Origin of the sequence: Paenibacillus stellifer, from assembly GCF_000758685.1 — a bacterium.
Lineage (GTDB): Bacteria > Bacillota > Bacilli > Paenibacillales > Paenibacillaceae > Paenibacillus_AQ > Paenibacillus_AQ stellifer.
This window is the reverse complement of record NZ_CP009286.1, coordinates 3,682,731-3,702,019: the sequence shown is the minus strand read 5'-3', so window position 1 is coordinate 3,702,019 and position 19,289 is coordinate 3,682,731. Positions and strand designations below refer to the sequence as shown.

Sequence of the window (19,289 nt, the reverse complement as noted above, 5' to 3'; positions counted from 1 at the left end):
GGTACAGTGCCGGTAAAAACATAAGGGAAGAGGGGAATAAAAAGGATGACGCTGCGGAGAATGTTGAGGAAAAGGTTTGCCATGGGACTCGTGATCATGCTGCTGATTGCCCAGTACAGCTACGGGCTCGGTTTCATGACCGATGCCAAAGCGGCTGCGATCGACAGTGACACGAATATTATTACGAGCGTATCCATGGCGGTATACGGCCCCGACGGTCAGACGGTTACCGGAGACGTATACGAGCAGGGGGCTGAGGTGAAACTCAATTATACATGGTCCCTGCCGGACGGACACAGCTATCAGGCCGGAGATACATTCACCTTTCAACTGCCCGAGCAGTTCAAGCTGTACAACGATATCGGGGGAGCGCTGGAGTCCGATGAAGGCGATTTCGGAACTTTTACAGTGAGCCAGGCGACCCATTTGGTAACGATGACCTTCAACGAATTCATTCAAAGTCATGACAATGTCCATGGCACTCTGAATATTTCGACCCGTTTTGATAAAGAAGTAATCAAGGGCAGCACCACACAGCAGATTTATTTTCCGGTCAATGGGGATACCCAGGTCGTCGTTGTCAGGTTTAAGCCTGACGTCGCTTCCACGATCGACAAGCAGGGAACGGCCGACCGCTTTAATGCGACCTCCATTCACTGGTCGGTAGATGTGAACAAGACGATTGACTCCGTGTACGGCGCATCCGTGAGCGATCCGATTCCATCCGGACTTACGATTGACCCGGTAACGGTGGCTGTCTATCAGTTGGATGTGCAGTTGGACGGCACCGTAAATCAGGGCATCCTGGTGGACCCGTCCCAATACGAGCTGAACACCCAGAGTGGTACGCTTTCGGTGAATTTCAAGGCTTCGCCAATTACCGGTGCTTACCGGATCCTGTACTCGACTGAGATCACCGACCTGACCAAGACCCAGTTCACCAATACGGCGACCTTCTCCGGTACGAATTTGAGCCCGGTTAGCTCTTCCTCCACCGTTACGGTTCTCCGGGCACCGAGTCTGAAGAAATACGATATCGGTTACGACCGGATCACCCAGACGGTAACGTGGAAGATCGAATACAACTACAACTACGGCTTTATCCCGCAGTCCGAAGCCATCCTCACCGACCTGTTCAACAATACCCAGGTGCTGGTGGACGGATCGGTTAAGGTGTACAACGTAAGCGTCGATGCCAGCGGCAATGCAAGTGTGGGCTCACTGCTCACTCCGGGCACGGATTATACCTTGGCACCGGCGACTGCGAACGGCAAGACCGGCTTCGTGCTTCAGTTTCTGCGCGATGTAACGACGCCTTATGATGTCCAGTACCAGACGAAACCGAAGGAGCGGCTGTTCGAGGCGAAGCGCATTTACAATACCGTTACCTCAGGCACGTACAAGGCGGAATTCAACAAGGATATCTTCCCGGTTGTCATTACGAAGACGGCGGACGCCGCGAATGCGGATTACGTTGCCAGAACCGTTAACTGGAAGATCACCCTGAATGAAGACAGCTATCCGATGAGCCATGTTGTTGTGAAGGATGTCGTTCCGTACGGCGGACTTACGTTCCTGCCTGACACCCTAGTCGTCCTTGACGCCAAAGGCAAAAAGGTTCCGGCCTCGGCCTATACGCTGGACTATACCCAGCCGGTTCAGCCCGGAGAGGGCTTCACATTGAGCTTTAATGATACGATTACCGGCAAATATACAATCTTTTATAAAACGAAGTTCGATTACAGCGCCCTTTCAGGCAAGGAGAAGTTCTATAATACCTCCTATCTGTATTGGGACGGAACGACAGGATATGCGATCGCATCCTTCGATCCACGCTCTGAAGTGAAGAACAACGGCTTCAAATCCGGCGAATATAATGCCGTCAGCAAGGAAATCACCTGGTCGGTTGGTGGCAACTACAACGGCATGACGCTGAATAACGCGGTTGTCGTTGACAAGATTCAGTCTCCGCAGAAGCTGGTTCCCGGCTCCGTCAAGGTGAAGCAGATGTATCTGTGGCCCAACGGCAATACAACCAAAATGTCCGAACTGAACGTACCCTACACGGTAACGATCAGCGACGACAATGTGCTGAGAGTTAGCTTCCCTGAACCGGTCAATTATCCGTTCTTCGTCGAATTCAAGACGAGTCTGGAAGGACAGCTGATTGACAGCGATAAGGCGAACAACACCGCCTCCGTCTTCGATGGCAACAGCAAGGTGTCCGGCGACCTGACAGCTTCAGTGACGATTCCGCACGGCGGCGACTATATCTCCAAGAGCGGATCGCAGTCCGGAGATAAGCTGAACTGGACGATCAACATCAACCGCGGGCAGTCTTATGTGAAGGATGCGAAGATTTCCGATACAGGCAGCCCGAATCAACTGCTGCTGGCCGATTCCTTCCATCTGTATCCGACTGTCGTAACCGCTGATGGCACGATATCCAAATCGGGTCCCGAGCTGGTAAAAGGAACGGATTATAACCTGGATATCGTTACATCGGATACCGGCAAGCAGACCTTTGTGCTGAGCTTCCTCAGTGACATCCGGTCGGCTTATGTTCTGGAATATCAGTCGCTGATCGCCGCCCGCAGCGGCGAGACCGTAACCAACAAGGCAACTTTAAGCGGCAATAATGTCGTTGAGGTAACCAAAGAAACCTCCGCCGAAGTCATTGTCGGCGTCTCCAGCGGTTCAGGCACAGGCAATGGCTCACGCAGCTTGCTGACGGTCCAGAAGCTGGATGAGACCGATCACTTGAAGCTGCTGGCCGGCGCTGAATTCAACCTGTATCGTCTTAACGGAGATGAGCGTTTGCTGATTGGAAGCAAGGTGACAGATGAGGACGGCAAAGCCGTGTTCAACGGTCTTCTGTCCGGCAGCTATGTCCTGGTGGAGACTCAGGCGCCGGAAGGCTACACGCTTGACTCGACCGAGCATGCGGTCAGCCTGGGTGCGGGCGCGGCGATTACGCTTCCCGTAACGAACAAGAAGCTGGAGTCGCCGGAGCCTTCGGCCACGCCGACACCGACGCCGACTCCATCGGCTTCGGCAGTGACAATATCGCCGACGCCTACTCCTTCGGCTTCTGTATCGCCATCCGAGGTGCCATCTTCCGCTCCATCGGAAAATCCGTCGGCAGCTCCTTCGGAAGCTCCGTTCTCGGCGCCGCCTGCGGGTGCGACCGCAACGCCGACTGCAGCTCCGTCGAGCGTCATTCCTTCAGCTTCGCCAACGCCGTCAACCGGCGGCGAGGTGATCATTCCGGATGAGAATGTTCCAATTGGACCGGCAGTTTCTACTGGACCTTCGGCGGTTCCTTCGCCGACGCCTGCGGCAACGCCATCCGAGGTGCCGATCGTCGATGAAGTGCCTTCCGGCGGCGTGGAAATTCCGGATGAGGATGTTCCTAAAGGAGGTCCGGAAGACCCGGATGCGGGCTCAAACCCTGTCTCCGGCAAGCTTCCAAAGACCGGCGAAAGCAGCTCGATGCCGATTTATATGGGCGGACTTGGCCTTATCCTGATCGGACTTGTGCTGAACCGCTGGCTGAGCCGCAGAAGAAAGTCCTAATAGGGAGTACAGGTATCGCCTGATGAATAAGTAAGCGCCCCGGCTACGGCCAGGGCGCTTTTTGCGCTGTCGGTCAGCATAAGGAGGAGCTATCGGCGGATCACTCATGAGCGCTCCAAGCTCAGGCCGAGTTAATGTCCGGGAGGTAATCTTCCGGAGAAAAGCTCTGTGCGACAGCTGTGGGTATTATGGGCTATAATGGATGCACACATGATTGACAAATGAGGCTTGAGGGAGGTATATGATGCTGCACGAACAAGTGATTCAGAGAGTGCTTGGCGCTGCGCTAGAAACGGGAGCCGATTTCGCGGAGCTGTTCGCGGAAGACCGGACGGACGGCAGACTTGAAATGGTGGGCGGCCTTGTCGACAGCTCGCTGTCAGGCAGAGATTACGGGGTCGGCGTCCGGATTCTGAAGGGCAGCTTCGCAGTCTATGCCTACACGAATGACAGCAGCGAGGCCAATCTCATTACGGTTGCGCGTTCAGCGGCAGCAGCCATTCGGGACGGCAGAGCCGTCATTCCGGCGATTGATCTCCGGCGTGCGGTGATAGACAACCGCCACTACATAGGGACGCTGCCGGACAGCTCACTCAAACAGCGGACGATCGAGATTATGCGGCGCGCTCATCAGGAAGCTTCCGGCTACGATCCTGCCGTCTCTCAGACGCGTATCTATGCCAGCAATCAGCGCCAGCATGTGCTGATCGCGGGCAGTGACGGTCTGCTGGTCGAGGATATGCGGATCTATACGAGGCTTGGCATCAGCGCCGTAGCGGAAGAAGGCGGTCAGAAGCAGTCGGGCTTCAGCGGCCCCGGCGCTTATGCGGGACATGAATTCCTGGAAGGCCTGGATGTTGAAGAGCATGCCCGGACTGCCGCGCGGATCGCGGTGACGATGGTGCGGGCAGGCTATGCTCCGAGCGGCCGCTTTCCGGTCATCATTGACAATGGCTTCGGCGGCGTACTGTTTCATGAAGCCTGCGGCCACGGTCTGGAATCAACCTCCGTTGCTCCCGGTTCATCCGTCTTCGCCGGCAAGCTGGGGCAACGGGTCGCTTCTGAACTTGTCACGGCTGTGGATGACGGGACGATCGCCAATGCCTGGGGTTCGCTGAACATCGATGACGAAGGGGCGAAGACCCAGCGCAATGTGCTGATCGAGAATGGCATTCTGAAAGGCTATCTGATCGACAAGCTGGGCGCCCGTAAAATGGGCATGGCTGCCACCGGATCGGGACGGAGACAGTCCTATAAGTTCGCACCGGCCTCCCGTATGAACAATACCTTCATCTGCAACGGGAGCTCCACCCGTGAAGAGATTATCGCGGATACGGAGTTCGGTATTTATGCCAAATCCATGGGCGGCGGTTCGGTCAATACGGCGACCAGTGATTTCAACTTCGCCGTACAGGAGGCCTATATGATCCGGAACGGGAAGATTGCGGAGCCGGTCAAAGGGGCGACCCTGATCGGAAAAGGCATCGATATCCTAAGCCGGATCGACAAGGTCGGCAACAACCTGGAGCACGGGCAGGGGATGTGCGGCTCGATCAGCGGAAGCCTTCCGGTGAATTGCGGGCAGCCGACAATCCGGGTGTCCGAGATGACGGTCGGCGGAAGAAAGGGGGAGTAGGCGGTGAACATTGCTGAATTTCAAGAAGCGCTGCTTCGCAAAGGACGGGAAGCCGGGTTCACAGATATGGAGATCTACTATTCAAGCGGGAAATCCTTATCCGTATCCGTTGTGAAAGGCGAAATCGACGCTTATAAAATCGTAGAGAGCGGCGGACTGTCCTTTCGCGGCCTGATCGGCGGAAAGATGGGTTACGCTTCTACTGAGGCGCTGGATGAGACCTCAATCCCCTTCCTGCTGACCGAAGCGGCCGGGAATGCAGAGCTTCTGGAGCTGAACGAAGACGAGGAGCTGTTCGGGGGTTCGGAGCGCTATCATGAAGTTGACAGCTATTCGGCGGAGATCATCCAGACGCCGCCAGAGAAACTGATTGAAGCCGCGTTTGCCATGGAGCGAATTGCGCTGAACGCCGATCTGCGGATTGAAATGGTCAGACGCTCCGCAGCTGCAGTGAGCGAGAGCGAAGTATCGATTATCAACACTAAGGGACTGAACTGCCATCGGCGAAGCAGCAGCGCTACAGCAAGCATCTATGTGCTTGCGAAGGAATCTCCTGAAGCGGCGGAGACGGTGACGGGGGGCTGGTTCGATTATTCGCTGAGCAGCTTTTACGATATCGATGTGGAGGCGGTTGCCCTTACCGGGGTGCAGGAAGCGGTATCCAAGCTTGGGGCGACCACGGTGCCCTCGGATAATTATCCGGTTATTTTCCGGAATGATGCTGCGACCTCGCTTCTATCCAGCTTCGCTTCGGTATTCTCCGCCGAGTCGGTCGACAAAGGTTTCTCGTTGTTAAAGGGGCGGCTCGGAGAGGTCATCGGGGGGAGCAATGTGACGATTATCGACGACCCGCTGATGCCGGGCGCTCCTTCGGCCAAAGCGTTCGATGCGGAAGGCAGCGCTACCGGGCGGCATGAGCTGGTGAAGGAAGGAAGGCTGCTCACCTTCCTGCATAACCGGGCGACGGCGCGCAAAGCGGGGGCGGCCAATACCTCCAACGCTTCAAAAGGCGGATACAAAGGCAAAATTGGAGTGTCCTATCACAATTTGTATATCGCGCCAGGCACACAGAGCCTGGAGGAGATGATTGCCGGAACGGATAAAGGCCTGCTGATCGTGGAACTGCAGGGTCTTCATGCCGGAACCAACGCCACATCAGGCAGCTTCTCGCTGGCGGCAATCGGATATTGGATCGAAGCAGGCGCCATCGTAAGGCCGGTCAACCAAATTACCGTGTCCGGCAATTTCTTTGAGCTTTTGAACAGCATTGAAACGGTAGGCAGCGATCCCAGATTCATCGGCAGCTGCACTTCCCCGTCGCTGAAGGCTGTCTCCCTCACTGTATCAGGGGCGTAAACCCGGCAAATTGTCACTGTGGAAGAAAGCATGGCAGGTTATTTTAAAGAACAGTTTGATGAACAACAAGTACTGAAACTTATTCAGTCTTTTGATAAAAGTATCAGCCACGATATCCCATATCTTCAGAAACTACTTCAGTTTTTGGAGGAGAATAATTCGCTTAATTTGGTCTGTGCAGTGATGCTTATCAAAAATTAGCTGTAAGCATTGTAGTGGCAATATTACCGGATGTTTGAACCCAAGCTTGAGATGGTCAATTCCTTCGGGGCAGGAAGAGTGTCTCTTATATAGTAAAACCGCCAAAAACCCAGTCATTTCATGGGCTTGGCGGTTTTTTGTCTTGAAAAACGAACTTTGGCAGGGCGATTGGTAGGGGAGTCATATTAAGTTATGCCGAGGGAGAATGTATGAATAAGCTGCTTGTTGACAATTGACTTAAAGTCAATTATTATTGACTCGAAGTCAATTATAAATTATGGAGGTTTTATTCATGAGTCAAAAAGTTGCATTAATTACAGGGGCATCCTCTGGCATTGGCAAAGAAGCTGCAATCGAGTTGAAAAACAAAGGGTTTACAGTTTATGCAGCCGCCCGCCGTATAGATAAAATGCAGGACCTTGCCGCAAAAGGGATTCGTCCTGTTTCAATAGACGTAACCGATGATGAATCCATGATAGAGGGTGTCAATGAGATCCTTAAGAAGGAAGGAAGAATTGATGTTCTTGTCAATAACGCAGGATACGGTTCGTATGGAGCGGTTGAGGATGTTCCAATGGAAGAGGCACGACGCCAGATGGAAGTAAATGTGTTCGGACTAGCGAGAATGATTCAGCTCGTTGTACCGAATATGCGAAAAAATAAATACGGAAAAATTGTTAACGTTTCTTCAATGGGAGGGAAAATATGGACTAATTTCGGTGGCTGGTATCATGCAACCAAGTTTGCGGTGGAGGGTCTTTCCGATTGTCTTCGTTTAGAATTGGAGCCATTCGGAATTGATGTCATCGTAGTAGAACCAGGCGGTATCAAAACGGACTGGGGTATTATTGCCGCTGAAAATCTTAAAAAGGTATCTGCGAAGGGTCCGTATGCCCAGGCAGCCAGTAAAACGGCCGAGGGGATGATCAAGAATTATACAGGCAACCAGTTATCAAAGCCGGAGTTAATCGCACGTACCATTGGTAAAGCTGTAACCGTGAGAAGACCGAGAACACGCTACCTTGTAGGCTTTATGGCAAAACCGATGGTGTTTATGAAAAATATTTTTGGAGATCGTGCCCATGATCGAATCATCAAAATGTTCGGTTAAGCTGCCGCTACTTTTTTGCAAAAAGGAAGGATAATAAATATGACCAATTTCGATCTTCGATTGCCAGATACAACCACTTACTGGAAAGATGGTGATATTTTCTTTATCAAGCATACAAATTTTCTTATCTCGATGGAAGAAGCTTATGCTATTGGGGAAATGTTAAAGCATTTTGCAGCGATTTCGACGAATCAGTTAGGACCTTCTTGCAAGCATAAATAGAGTAAGGCGGTTTTATTTTGACTCCAAATCGATTAGCATCTAAAATGGATCGAAATGGAGTGATGAACTTATGGCAAAGCGTGCGATGACTCCTGAGGCAAAGGCATTAAAAGCTCAGGCCATCTTAGACAAAGCGGCGGAAATGTTTCTCTCATCCGAATACGAAAAAATTAAAATGTCTGATATTGCTAAACAGATGGGCATGTCGAACGGTATTCTGTTTGTGTACTTTAAAACAAAAGAAGCGTTGTTTTTCAGCCTGTTGTGTCGGGAGTACGTGAAAAGGCTTGCGCGCCTAACGGAGATGGTGAAGGGCACGCCAATCCTGAATTTTAATGACTTCAAAATGCTCGTAATCAATGAGCTTACAGAACTGGTAGATCATAACCCCTTGTATATTAGACTGGAATCCATGCGTACAGCAGTTTTTGAAAAAAATGTTGATGCAGAAACAATGCTGGGTCAGAAGATGAATTTGTACAAATTGATGTCGGAGCTGGTATCCATAATTTGCAGTCATAACGCATTGACGCAAGAGGATGTCATGGACATCCTTCAAGCGGAGGCGTCGATTATTACGGGGTGCAAATTATCTGCCACCTTGCCTGCAGAGGTTATTGATATTATCGAAAAAAACGGGTTGGATGGACTTAAACGTGACTTTAAGGATGATGTTCTGAAGACAATGATTTGTTATTTGGATGGGTATCTTAAGAATTATATATGAGTTCGTTCAACCGGATCATAGGAATCCGTTTCAGGTAAGGAGTAGTCAAAGCTCAGACGAACACGTAAGCCACCAGAAAAGGGACTGTACACAAATTAAGAAAGGTCATATTGTTTAACTGAGAATGTCAATAACGGCGCGGTTTCCGAGGTTTCGGGAGCCGCGCCGTTTTCTGCATATGCCTTGAAGGATGTATGTATGGGCTATTGATAACCGTCAACGCTTAACTGAGTTCATCTGGATTGCTATCCTCAGGAAGCGGTTTCTATGTTTTTGCATGACTTCCGGTAAGTTTTAACATACTTTCACGCGCATTTTAACAAAGGACCTACAGCAGGGTGGTACGATGGGACTATTGGTGGGATCTAATAAGTTGATTCCTTACTCACTACATAGTCATAAAGGATGAATTGGATTGAAGATCTATAGTACTCTCCAGAAATCTTTTCGATTACATAAGCAATTCTCTGAACTGCAAAAGATTATGCAACAGCATCTGTTAACAACTTATTTTCAGCCGATTCTGAATTTACAGGACGGACGTACGCTTGGTTACGAAATTCTGAACCGTCCCCCGGAGTCCAAACTTTTTCCGAATACCGAGTCTTTTTATGATTTTATCGGGCACACCGATCATGTCTTCGCGTTTGAGCATTTTTGCCGTGAACTTTCGATTGAACGCTTCAGAGCAGCATGTTTGACACAGGAGCAGAAGCCGCAGGATGCCGTTATTTTTCTCAATATACATCCCCGGGTTTTGGCGGACTCCAACTATCGAAGCGGAGAGACCATCAGCCTCCTTAACCGTAACGGGTTAACTCCTGAACAGGTTGTCTTTGAACTTACGGAAAAGCATGCGGTCCATGATTATGTGGAATTCGAACGGGTTCTCTCGCATTACCGGTCACAGGGATTTCGTATTGCCGTTGACGATGCAGGGTCCGGATATAACAGTCTGAAAGCGATCGTAAGTTTAAAGCCGGATTTCATTAAATTGGACCGCTTCCTGATCCGTCATGTGGATACCCACCCTGAACAACAGCATATTATCAAAATATTGAAGCAGTACGCGGCCAGCTCAGGCACGAATATTATTGCGGAAGGGATTGAGCGCTGCGAGGAAGTTCAGTTCCTGCAGAGTGAAGGGATCGACTACGGTCAGGGATATGTACTTGGCAGACCGGACACTGAGCTGAAATAACCCCTGTTACCGTTTTTCTGACCAAGAGGACAAGCTGTCGCTGGCCCTGGATGCAGCATAAATGGAGAAAAAAAGAAGGTGAAGGGTATGTTTATGCACATAGGCGAAATCGCCGAGACCATTCCTGTAGTCACCCCTGAAACCAAATGCGATGAGGTTTATCAACTTTTTAAAACACATCCCAATTTGGAAGGTCTGGCGATTGCAGGGGAGGACGGAAGGCCTTCGTTGATCATGCGTGCTCTTTTTTTTCAAAAGATTGGTACACGCTACGGTTATCCGGTGTATATGGATCGCCCGGTCAAGCTCATTATGAACGCTCAGCCGTTGGTAGTGGAGTACATGGAACAGATTACAGAGGTAAGTATCCAGGCGATGAACCGGACCGAGGGAGAATTATATGACCTGGTTCTGATCACCCTGGAAGGCAGCTTGTTTGGAGCTGTAAGTATCCGGCGCCTTCTGCTGACTGTTGCTGACGTTCGCGCGGAGATGGGGATTTTTATGAATCCGCTGACAGGTCTCCCGGGCAATCGGATCATCGATGAATGGTTATACCAATTCATTCAGCTGGAGCAATTCAGTGTGCTCTACATCGATCTGGATTATTTCAAGTCTTACAACGACAGCTATGGCTTCAAAAAAGGGGATCAGTTGATTCAGGCTACGGCAGGCCTGCTTCGCAAGTATTTTGCCGCTACTCCGAAAGCATTTCTCGGGCATATTGGAGGAGATGATTTTATTGCCATTTTGGATCATCATGACTTCAAGCCGGTCTGCGAAGAGGCGATCGCGGATTTTGAACAGATGAAGAGGGACTTTTACACCCCTGAAGACTTACATAACAATCACGTCTTTGGTGAAGGACGCTCGGGCCAGAATCATCTCATCCCGCTTGTATCCATGTCGATAGCGGTTGTAACGAGCCGCCGCCAGAAATATACCAGTGTCGATCATATTGTTACTGAAGCAACCCGTATCAAAAAAGTATGTAAATCCGTGCCCGGAAGCGTGTGCGTAGCCGATCAGGAAGACATTGTTACCCCTGCCGATTAGGCACATGCAGTCTGGCAAAAGAAGCTTTGTTTGATAGCAAGCCACTGTGGATCAAAAACGCCTAGCCGCGATCCTCCATTAACGGGAGATTCGCGGCTCGGCTTAGTTCTTCTTGCAATCTTCACATGGTTGGGCTAGGTCTCGGCCACTGAAAAAGTCTCTTTTATCAGCCAGCCCCTTATTCGCTGCGAATCATGAATCATACCCTTTGCTTCCATGCCCGCTTACGCGGAAATATCGGCAACCAGATTCTTCAGCCACTTTTTGGAGCGGATTCGATACAGACCAACAGCAAAGCGGACGACTTCCTCCAGAGAAAGAATCATGTACACCAGATAGATAGGCTGCTTCCAGACAAATGAAACCAGCAGCCCGGATGGAACTCCGATCAGCCAGGTGGCGGTGGATTCCATGGCGAATACAAATTTGCTGTCTCCTCCGCTTTGGAGAATGCCGCCGGCCAGAATCATATTGGAGACTTTTACCCAAAGGAATCCCGCAAACACCCAGACGAGACGGATACCCATCTGGTGCGCTTCGTCGGAGATTTGAAAGATGGACACATACAGCGGTGCCGCTGCAGCAATCAGCACTCCCGCCACCAGCGATATGACAATCCCGAGCAGAATGAATCTTCGGGAGAAATCCAGCGCAGTTTCTTCCTCGTCCGCTCCGAGCTTGTTGCCAATCAGAATGCCGGCAGCGCTCGAAAGGCCGGACAGTAGTCCGATGCTGAGCCCCTGAAGCGGGAAGGTTATCGTCATGGCCGTCATTTCCGCAGTACCCATGCGGCTGTAAATAATAGCGTAGACCGTTTCCCCCAGCACCCAGATCAGCTCGGTCAGCACAATCGGGTACGTGGTCCGGAAAAATTTGCCCGCAAGCTGTCCAGATGCCCCGAACCAGTTGCTTCTGTCCGCGATGCCGGGGAGGCGAAGCTTGTACGAGGCTCCGATAATAAACAGACACTCCACAATCCGGGCGGTCAAGGTCGATATCGCGGCGCCCTTCAGTCCCAATTCAGGGAATCCGAAATTCCCGTAGATCAGAAGGTAGTTGAGCACAATGTTAATGCCTACCGTACACATACTGACGATCATCGGCAGCTTGACGCGTCCGGTCGAGCGCAAGATGGCCGAATAGATCATCGTCAGCATGGCCGGAATGTAGCTTAAGGAGATGATTCGGAGAAATATCGCCCCTTCCGAGATAACACGCTGGTCCGTCGTAAATAATCCAAGATTAAATTTCGGAGCGAAATGCACCGGCACGGTAAAAAGAATCGCAAAGACCAGCCCGACCGTCACACCCATCCCCATTAATTGAGCAATGCTCTTCTCATCCCGCTTGCCCCAGAACTGGGCCGCATAAATGGAAATACCGGTTGCGAGACCTGCCAGCACAACGGATATAATGCCGTAAATCTTGGTGGAGATGCCCACCGATGCGATCGCCACATCGCCAAGCTGGCCGACCATCAGTTGGTCGGTCAGCGTTAGCAGAGCCATGATTAGACTCTGCAGGGTCACAGGGACCGCAATTTTTATTACATTGTTGTAAAAATCACTTTTCAAATGACTGTTCACCTATCGATTCTCCTTCTATACCGCCTTTAGATAACGGAGCAGCGTATAATTTTTGGTCGGGACGACCTCTGCCACCTTGAATTTTTTGGCTAAATCGAGATCTCGATAGCCCTCGCCGTCTGCAAGAGTAATGTTCGTGGCGCCTCCAATAATGATGGGCAGCTGCATCAAAATAATCTCATCCACCAAATCCTGGTCGAACACATGCCAATTCAGAAAACCCCCGCCCTCAATCATCAGGCTGGATACGCCATAGTTTGTTTCAAGCTGCCGGTACAGTTCCGTGAAGTCCACCTTGTCTTCTCCGCAGACCAGCACCTCTTTATTGCTGCGTCCGCGCAGAACCTCGATTTTCTCCGAGTCTTTGCCGTTCTCGGTCGTAACCACCAGCGTTTTGCCATTGTCGGTAAATACATGGCTGTCCATCGGAATATCCATATGCGAAGTTGGAATAATCCGCAGAGGGTCGTTGTTCTTCTCATACCGGTTCGTAAGCATAGGATTGTCGGTCAGAATTGTATTTTTTCCTACCATAATACCTTGTACCTGGCCGCGAAAGCTGTGAATATATTCGATATCCTGGTTCTCCAGCAGGCTGAAGAGCGGCTTACTGGACTGGCCGGCTCCCATCGTAATCTTGCCGTCTATTGAGATTTGGCTGAAAATACTGGTTTTCATTTTATCGGCCCTCTTTCAACTAGGATTATTTGGTATTGTCATTTACCAGCCGTTCTTCCGACTGGGTATGCAGAAACTCTCCCATTGTATGGAGAAGCCGTTTGGGATCTTCTTCTCTAAGTCTGGACAGCCCGGCTTTCATTGCGTTCCATACCGTCAGCATGACGGGCTCGATCGGCATGCTGCGGGTATTCGCCAACTGTTCGATCAGCTTGGCCCGGGCAGGCGAGGAGGAGGCTTTCACCTCCGACAGTACGCCGGAATGAACCGGAATCCGCTGCACCCGCTCAGCCCATTCCCGCTGACCTTCTTCTCCCACCAGGTAAGCGGCGAAGGATAATAGATGATCCCGCTGTTCCGACTCCAGGGTATGGTTGGGGAAGACAAGACCGATAGCAGAGGTCATCGAAAGAGAAGGCTTGCCGAGAATGGAGGGAAGCGCACCGACGCCCAAGCGTTCGCCCATGTTCTGGTCCAAATAATTGAAGATCCATTCACCGCAGATGATCGCCCCAACCTCACCTTCGATGAAGCGGTCAAGCAGCGAAGTCGGTCCGTCCAGACTGGCCAGCAGCCCCCGCTCGCATTGCAGGCGGGTAAAGCGAAGAGCCTCCTCCATTTCGCTTGATCCCAGGTCGGGACTTCCGTCCTTCAGCGGCCAGCCGCCCATGGCGGTCAAAAAAGGAATGAAATAATAGGGGTCCCGCAAATCCGCCCCAACCGGCACGATTCCTCGTTCCAGCAGTGGTCCCCCCAGATTGTCAATGACTTCCCATGAAGAGGGGGCTTCGTCATAGATCGACTGATTATAGTACAGAACCAGATGGTTGCCTGTGAGAACGGGGATGCCGTACTGGACTCCGCCAACCTGCATGGCGGATCGAATCTTGGGATCAAGCCCTTCCGCGCTAGACCAGAATGCCTCGGGAATCTCCGAGTAGAGAGCCTCTTGGGCATAGCCGGCCATATCCGCCGGTGTCAAGGCCATATGGGGACCGGCACCACTGCTGCCGACCCGCCGCAATCTCGCGACCAGATCCGTAATATTCATGACCTCCGGAATGACGGATACACCGGTTCTGCTTGAGAATGACTGGCAGAGGCCCTCCAGCACCTGAATGGAGGTATCTCCTTTACCGTCAAATTCATGCCACACTACCAGTGAGTCTGCCGTATTTGCCCGATAGCTCATTGTGCTTCTCCTCTCTGAATGAATAAATTTGCGTCATCGACAGTGCGATAGCCTGATGCGGCTGCAAACGGTACACGCCGTCTTCATTACGGGGGTTCCCCCTGCCCGGATAGCTGTTGATCAGCAGCTCGGTCTGTTTGGATGAAGGAAGAATAAGCTCGGTGTTTAATTGCTGCTCCTTGTCCGGACTCAAATTAAAGCAGAAGGCAAGCAGCCGGTTCCGATAATAATAGGCATACAGAATAATATCTCCCTGGGGGTCCGGTATGAAAAAATACTCCGGCTTCAGCAGCTCCGCCTGTTCCTTTCTGAACCGGTTCAGCTCTTCGAGCAGCGGCAGCATGGTCTGTCCGGCCGTCCAGTTGATCGCCATATTGTTGAAAAAGGCTTTGGGGATATCCGCTCCCCCGGTATTGTCTCCAAGGCCGCAATTGAGCGGCTGCTCTTCGAACATCTCCATACCTGTGGTCAGGTAAGGAATTCCGTTCGGGAGAAAAAAATTGAACATAGTCATCAGTCGGGACAGCTTCTTGCCCCCACGGCTTGTAATCCGGGGAGTATCAGCCGTCTCCGAGCAGGCAAATACATGGATCTGCAGCTCAGGCAATTCTTTCAGATAGCCAAGCATATTCTCGGCGCTGATATCCGTCATGATATTCCAGCCGCTGCCGAGCATGATATTGTATCCGGTCTGCGCCGCCTTGCGGTGATTGCGGTTGAACAGATCCTCGCTGATCAGAATGGCGGAAGGCTTGATTTCCTTGATGGTCCGGAACATCGAATCCAGCAGAGGAACCGGCAGCACATGCCCGATGTCGATTCTAAAGCCGTCAATCCCATAGGTGTTGAGTTGGAAACGGGCAGCTTCGATCAGCAGCTCCCATAATTCCGCATTCGGCTCTTCCCCGGGGTACAGATTGCATTTAATCGTATCAAACAGCACATATGGCGCTTGATCCGGGGGCAGAAACGGACGAACCTGCGGGGAAAAGTCCTTGTACAGCCGGTAAAAAGCAATGTCCGTCCAGATCGGCTGCACATCGTTGATCCAATCCGAATGCGCCGGGGCCGGAGTGATGCCCATCTCGCTTTCCACCAGCTCGAGCAAAGGCTCTCCGGTCACGCGCGCCCGCTCCTTCAGTTCTTCCCAGAGCGCAGGCTGCAGCTCGTTCGGCGGCAGACGGAATTTTTGAAGGAAGCCAATGGTTTCCCCGCTTCGATACACCGTCTCCAGCTTGTCCGGCGTGCATTCGGTGAAGAAATCCAGCTCCGGAATGGCCGGCGGACGAAAGTCCGCGAACGCCTCTTTATCGATCCAGTACATCCAGTGGGGATGCTCCTCCAGCAGCGCGTTATCCCGTGCGATCACCCTCGGAATCAGATCAAGCACTACCTTGATATCCAGCAGATGGCAGGCCTCCACAAGAGCTGTAAGCTCGTCGTTCAAGGTCAGATGCTCCATTCCGTCAAGCAAAGGATCATGCAGATGTTCGTCCAGTGCGAACAGGGAGTAGACGGCGTACGGAGAACCAAGATCGCCCTTGCGGTACATCTCGCTGTACCGGGTCAGCGGGAGCAGATACAGAATATTGGTGCCCATGCGTTTCAGCAGCGGGAGCAGGAAAGTGAATCTGAGAAAGGTGCCGGACTGAATCACACCGGTATGGTGATAATCCCATGCGCAGGAATAGCGGAGCAGAGAGCAGTAAATGACACTGTTGTCCAAGTCCGTGTGGTCTGTGTAAAGGTATCCGGCGGACAGGTCATACAAATACTGCAAATGACGGGCGATGAATTCATTCGGCTCGACAAGGATTTCACCGTTGCTTGCTTCAAGCACCTTCTCATAGCCGCACTCGTTCCATAGCGCCGGTATCCAGATCGGCTCCGCTTCCACCGACTGCCGGTCAGCAAAGTACCGGAGCATCTGCTTCAAAATTCGATTGGAACTGCTCATGAACAGAAAGCCTCCTTTGATGTATGTGCAAATAACTTTTCAGAAAACGAACGTGTTTCAGAAAACAAACACGGTTTTCATCATTGGAGTCGACAAATTATCCCCGCCGCCGTCGGCCTGTCCAAGCAGTTGTTGAATAGCCTCAGCGTATTCGTCTAATGGGTAACGGTGAGTTACCAGTGATGAAATTTCCGGCACGTCTGCGACAAACCTCAGCGCCGCTTCAAAAGTATCCAGATACTCGCCTGCTCCAAGCATCCGGATCGCATTCTGCACATAAAAGGTGGGGGCAAGCGTATGCCGGTAGCGATTGTTGATGCCGAAGGGAATGATGGTTCCCCCGCGTTCAACCCATAGCTCAGCCATGAGCATCTGCGTGCCCGTTGTGTCGATGACCACATCGAATTTCACATCGTTCAGCAGCGGTTCTAACCGTTCCTTGTCAAGCTCGTCGGGCGGGCAAGCAAAATCGCTGATAGAGCGGGCGATCGTAAGCCTTTCGGCGCTTACCTCCGTAGCCACTGTGATGCAGCCTGTCCGCTTGCCAACATACTGGCATAGCAGTCCCATCGGGCCCGATCCGAGAACGAGCAGACGGTCACCCGCCCGGATTCCCGCTTCACGGAAATTGTGGAGGACGCAAGCCAGCGGTTCCGTAAGGACTGCAGCTTCCCAGCTCACAGATTCCGGCAGCTTGTGTACGAACGACTCCTGCGTCAACGAACCAGGGGGCGAAAGTTCCGTCCTTGTTAAGTCCCGCGATCGGCATGCCGCGGCCGTCAGGCCCGACACAGAGATTACGCTTGCCCCGCAAGCAGAACCGGCATTTCCCGCAGCTTTCGTTGGGATCAATCACGACCCGGTCGCCCGGCTTGAGACGCGAGACCTCCGGTCCCGTCTCCGTCACGATGCCGACGGCTTCATGCCCCCGGATCACCCCCCCGATTCCGGGCTCCTTGCCGGTGATAACCGCGAGGTCGGTTCCGCAAATACCGGTCATATGGATCTTGATTTTGACATCGGAAGGATGTTGAATCTGCGGGATTTCACGGCTCGACAGCTCCAGCCTGCCCGCCTGACTCCAGATTAAAACGGGCATTTTTTGTGTTTGGGTGACTTCAGCAACATCGGTGTTCATCTCTACAAAAGACTCCTTTCCATTCCCAATTTCAGTCATCAGGCGACATGGCATTACAAGATAAAACAGGTCAGTACAAACGTTTGCGCAACCTACGGGATTAATCCTAGCATATTAAAATCGTAAAGTAAGGGGAATATTGTCGGTACTTACACAATTTACATTGGAAATTTCACGAGTGTTTTCTGTAATTATCATTAGTTTCATTTCTTTCCAATAATGGCGCGCCATCAGACCCATTTTCACATTGGTGGATGACGAAAAGAAAGGGCATTTTTTCTAACAGGTGATGTAATAATTTACTATAAAAGGACGGTTATTCCTCGAAAAATACCCAAAAAAACGACATAAAAATATATATTTTTCTAAATAAAGACAATTTTATATAAAATTGAGGAAGAATGCTTTCGATGGAGGCCTTATCTTGAAGAGCGGAAAATAGATTTTACGAAGTGGGAGTTAAGGGGGCGCCGCCTGTTTGGCTGGCGAGGGCGATTACATTTGCCATGCATGTTTGCTCCTTTCATAGCAAAAGCCGGTTACTCTGAAATTCAGTGTAACCGGCTTTTAATATGAATCAATCATCTTTCTATAGTCAACGGGACTCACACCTAGCTGCATTTTTATAAACTTGGTGAAACTGGATGGTTGTTCAAACCCAAGCCTCTCGGCAATCAGATAGATGGGGTCTTTTGTTGTCAGAAGCAGCCGTTAACAGTCTCCAGTATGTGTATAAGGCTGCCTTCATGGAAGTCGTAATATTTTGGCCATAAACCAGCTCGCACTCGGCATTATTTTTCAAAGAGGTTCAGCTTGAACGAGACGTTGTAATATGGATCACGAGGATTCACTGCATTGTAATCAATCAACGTGATTAATGGATGCTTAGGTTTGGCATAGCCCAGAATATCGTGAAGCACAGAGATCGATTCGATATTAACCATCTGCCCAAAACCCCCCTCCAAGCAAAGCTCAAAGTGAACTCTGCCGATTATCATTCAAAAGTAAATGTAATTATACACCCGAATCTACGACCCAAACATAGCCAAATCTATGATGAACTTGTGCCAATTACCGATAATACCTATGAAGCAAGAAGCGAATTTGCCTGGGCAGCCGCGCAAGCCTTGAACGAAGCAAATTCGCCGGGGTGGAAGGAAATCGCTATGACACCCATTTAATTGAGCATTCTCTTTCGGCCTTGTACGATGTACCTCATGGGGCGGGTCTCGCAGTCGTGTATCCGCATGGATGAATTGGCATCTGCCTATGAACCCAACAAGATATGAACAATTTGCACGAAATGTATTCGGCCTTCCTACTGCGCAAGCAGGCATCGAAGCGTTAACCAATTGGTTTGTTAGTATCGGTGCTCCGGTTAAGCTTGAACAAATTCACATTAAAAAGGACAAGTTCGAGGAGATTACCACACATATTTATCGGACCATTGAGATGGCCAGAATGCAGACCCTTTACCTGAAAGAAACGATTGCAGAGTTGTTGAATCGGGGACTGCCCCCGGTTCATGAGAAAGGGGAAGCTTACCTGAACGTGGGATGAATGGACAAGTCAATAGAGCATAACTCCATTTTCTTAATATACCAAGTTAACATAACCATGTTTCTTAGTAGTGTCGGCATTAGTAATGCTCA

At 50.9% G+C, this 19,289-nt stretch carries 18 protein-coding genes; 10 read left to right on the top strand and 8 right to left on the bottom strand.

Annotated features, from left to right (window positions below; translation table 11 throughout):
• Positions 1–81: 81 nt before the first annotated feature.
• The 9 genes from PSTEL_RS17140 (at position 82) to PSTEL_RS17105 (ending at position 11,086) form a co-directional block, all read left to right on the top strand.
• Complete coding sequence (locus tag PSTEL_RS17140; protein WP_052098605.1) at positions 82–3,576, top strand: collagen binding domain-containing protein; 3,495 nt, start codon at positions 82–84, stop codon at positions 3,574–3,576.
• A 244-nt stretch (positions 3,577–3,820) separates the two neighbouring features.
• Positions 3,821–5,212 (top strand): TldD/PmbA family protein, encoded by a 1,392-nt coding sequence (locus PSTEL_RS17135; RefSeq protein ID WP_038697157.1) that lies wholly within the window; start codon positions 3,821–3,823, stop codon positions 5,210–5,212.
• Between the two features lie 3 nt (positions 5,213–5,215).
• On the top strand, positions 5,216–6,568 hold the full coding sequence (locus tag PSTEL_RS17130; protein ID WP_038697155.1) for a TldD/PmbA family protein: 1,353 nt from the start codon (positions 5,216–5,218) through the stop codon (positions 6,566–6,568).
• 18 nt (positions 6,569–6,586) lie between these two features.
• Complete coding sequence (locus PSTEL_RS27695) at positions 6,587–6,769, top strand: hypothetical protein (protein WP_156995895.1); 183 nt, start codon at positions 6,587–6,589, stop codon at positions 6,767–6,769.
• Between the two features lie 292 nt (positions 6,770–7,061).
• Positions 7,062–7,880: an oxidoreductase gene (locus PSTEL_RS17125; protein ID WP_038697153.1), complete on the top strand. Its 819-nt coding sequence runs from the start codon at positions 7,062–7,064 to the stop codon at positions 7,878–7,880.
• Between the two features lie 39 nt (positions 7,881–7,919).
• Positions 7,920–8,102: a hypothetical protein gene (locus PSTEL_RS17120; RefSeq protein ID WP_038697151.1), complete on the top strand. Its 183-nt coding sequence runs from the start codon at positions 7,920–7,922 to the stop codon at positions 8,100–8,102.
• 70 nt (positions 8,103–8,172) lie between these two features.
• Positions 8,173–8,829: a TetR/AcrR family transcriptional regulator gene (locus PSTEL_RS17115; RefSeq protein WP_038697149.1), complete on the top strand. Its 657-nt coding sequence runs from the start codon at positions 8,173–8,175 to the stop codon at positions 8,827–8,829.
• A 484-nt stretch (positions 8,830–9,313) separates the two neighbouring features.
• On the top strand, positions 9,314–10,030 hold the full coding sequence (locus PSTEL_RS17110; protein WP_156995894.1) for an EAL domain-containing protein: 717 nt from the start codon (positions 9,314–9,316) through the stop codon (positions 10,028–10,030).
• Between the two features lie 87 nt (positions 10,031–10,117).
• On the top strand, positions 10,118–11,086 hold the full coding sequence (locus PSTEL_RS17105; protein ID WP_052098603.1) for a GGDEF domain-containing protein: 969 nt from the start codon (positions 10,118–10,120) through the stop codon (positions 11,084–11,086).
• 224 nt (positions 11,087–11,310) lie between these two features.
• Here PSTEL_RS17105 and PSTEL_RS17100 read toward each other — a convergent pair whose 3' ends face one another.
• From PSTEL_RS17100 to PSTEL_RS28005, 8 genes are all read right to left on the bottom strand, one after another.
• Positions 11,311–12,672: an MATE family efflux transporter gene (locus tag PSTEL_RS17100; protein WP_038697147.1), complete on the bottom strand. Its 1,362-nt coding sequence runs from the start codon at positions 12,670–12,672 to the stop codon at positions 11,311–11,313.
• Positions 12,673–12,687: 15 nt separating this feature from the next.
• Positions 12,688–13,350: a RibD family protein gene (locus PSTEL_RS17095; RefSeq protein ID WP_038697146.1), complete on the bottom strand. Its 663-nt coding sequence runs from the start codon at positions 13,348–13,350 to the stop codon at positions 12,688–12,690.
• A gap of 25 nt (positions 13,351–13,375) precedes the next feature.
• The gene (locus PSTEL_RS17090) at positions 13,376–14,542 is read right to left on the bottom strand and encodes a sugar ABC transporter substrate-binding protein (protein ID WP_052098601.1); all 1,167 of its coding nucleotides are present in this window, start codon (positions 14,540–14,542) and stop codon (positions 13,376–13,378) included.
• Positions 14,496–16,499 carry an alpha-amylase family protein gene (locus PSTEL_RS17085; RefSeq protein WP_052098599.1) on the bottom strand — a complete coding sequence of 668 codons (2,004 nt, stop codon included), beginning with the start codon at positions 16,497–16,499 and terminating at the stop codon, positions 14,496–14,498. Before PSTEL_RS17085 ends, PSTEL_RS17090 begins: the two co-directional genes overlap by 47 nt.
• Positions 16,500–16,556: 57 nt before the next feature.
• Positions 16,557–17,180: an MDR/zinc-dependent alcohol dehydrogenase-like family protein gene (locus tag PSTEL_RS28540; RefSeq protein ID WP_245624974.1), complete on the bottom strand. Its 624-nt coding sequence runs from the start codon at positions 17,178–17,180 to the stop codon at positions 16,557–16,559.
• Complete coding sequence (locus PSTEL_RS28535; protein ID WP_052098595.1) at positions 17,119–17,637, bottom strand: alcohol dehydrogenase catalytic domain-containing protein; 519 nt, start codon at positions 17,635–17,637, stop codon at positions 17,119–17,121. Before PSTEL_RS28535 ends, PSTEL_RS28540 begins: the two co-directional genes overlap by 62 nt.
• 567 nt (positions 17,638–18,204) lie before the next feature.
• A complete protein-coding gene (locus tag PSTEL_RS27690) occupies positions 18,205–18,339 on the bottom strand; it encodes a helix-turn-helix domain-containing protein (RefSeq protein WP_281176792.1) in 135 nt (44 codons plus the stop codon).
• 89 nt (positions 18,340–18,428) lie between these two features.
• Positions 18,429–18,635, bottom strand: a complete 207-nt coding sequence (locus tag PSTEL_RS28005; protein WP_169744594.1) for a hypothetical protein — start codon at positions 18,633–18,635, stop codon at positions 18,429–18,431.
• A 271-nt stretch (positions 18,636–18,906) separates the two neighbouring features.
• Between PSTEL_RS28005 and PSTEL_RS26370 the strand changes: the two genes are divergently transcribed.
• The gene (locus tag PSTEL_RS26370) at positions 18,907–19,197 is read left to right on the top strand and encodes a dehydroquinate synthase/iron-containing alcohol dehydrogenase family protein (protein ID WP_052098593.1); all 291 of its coding nucleotides are present in this window, start codon (positions 18,907–18,909) and stop codon (positions 19,195–19,197) included.
• The last annotated feature ends 92 nt before the right edge of the window (positions 19,198–19,289 follow it).

Coding starts and splice junctions, on each gene's coding strand:
- PSTEL_RS17125 (WP_038697153.1), top strand. CDS start 7,062: ATGAGTCAAAAAGTTGCATTAATTACAGGGGCATCCTCTGGCATTGGC.
- PSTEL_RS17095 (WP_038697146.1), bottom strand. CDS start 13,350: ATGAAAACCAGTATTTTCAGCCAAATCTCAATAGACGGCAAGATTACG.
- PSTEL_RS17090 (WP_052098601.1), bottom strand. CDS start 14,542: ATGAGCTATCGGGCAAATACGGCAGACTCACTGGTAGTGTGGCATGAA.
- PSTEL_RS17140 (WP_052098605.1), top strand. CDS start 82: ATGGGACTCGTGATCATGCTGCTGATTGCCCAGTACAGCTACGGGCTC.
- PSTEL_RS17105 (WP_052098603.1), top strand. CDS start 10,118: ATGTTTATGCACATAGGCGAAATCGCCGAGACCATTCCTGTAGTCACC.
- PSTEL_RS17085 (WP_052098599.1), bottom strand. CDS start 16,499: ATGAGCAGTTCCAATCGAATTTTGAAGCAGATGCTCCGGTACTTTGCT.
- PSTEL_RS28535 (WP_052098595.1), bottom strand. CDS start 17,637: ATGAACACCGATGTTGCTGAAGTCACCCAAACACAAAAAATGCCCGTT.
- PSTEL_RS17115 (WP_038697149.1), top strand. CDS start 8,173: ATGGCAAAGCGTGCGATGACTCCTGAGGCAAAGGCATTAAAAGCTCAG.
- PSTEL_RS26370 (WP_052098593.1), top strand. CDS start 18,907: ATGAACCCAACAAGATATGAACAATTTGCACGAAATGTATTCGGCCTT.
- PSTEL_RS17120 (WP_038697151.1), top strand. CDS start 7,920: ATGACCAATTTCGATCTTCGATTGCCAGATACAACCACTTACTGGAAA.
- PSTEL_RS17110 (WP_156995894.1), top strand. CDS start 9,314: ATGCAACAGCATCTGTTAACAACTTATTTTCAGCCGATTCTGAATTTA.
- PSTEL_RS17135 (WP_038697157.1), top strand. CDS start 3,821: ATGCTGCACGAACAAGTGATTCAGAGAGTGCTTGGCGCTGCGCTAGAA.
- PSTEL_RS28005 (WP_169744594.1), bottom strand. CDS start 18,635: ATGATAATCGGCAGAGTTCACTTTGAGCTTTGCTTGGAGGGGGGTTTT.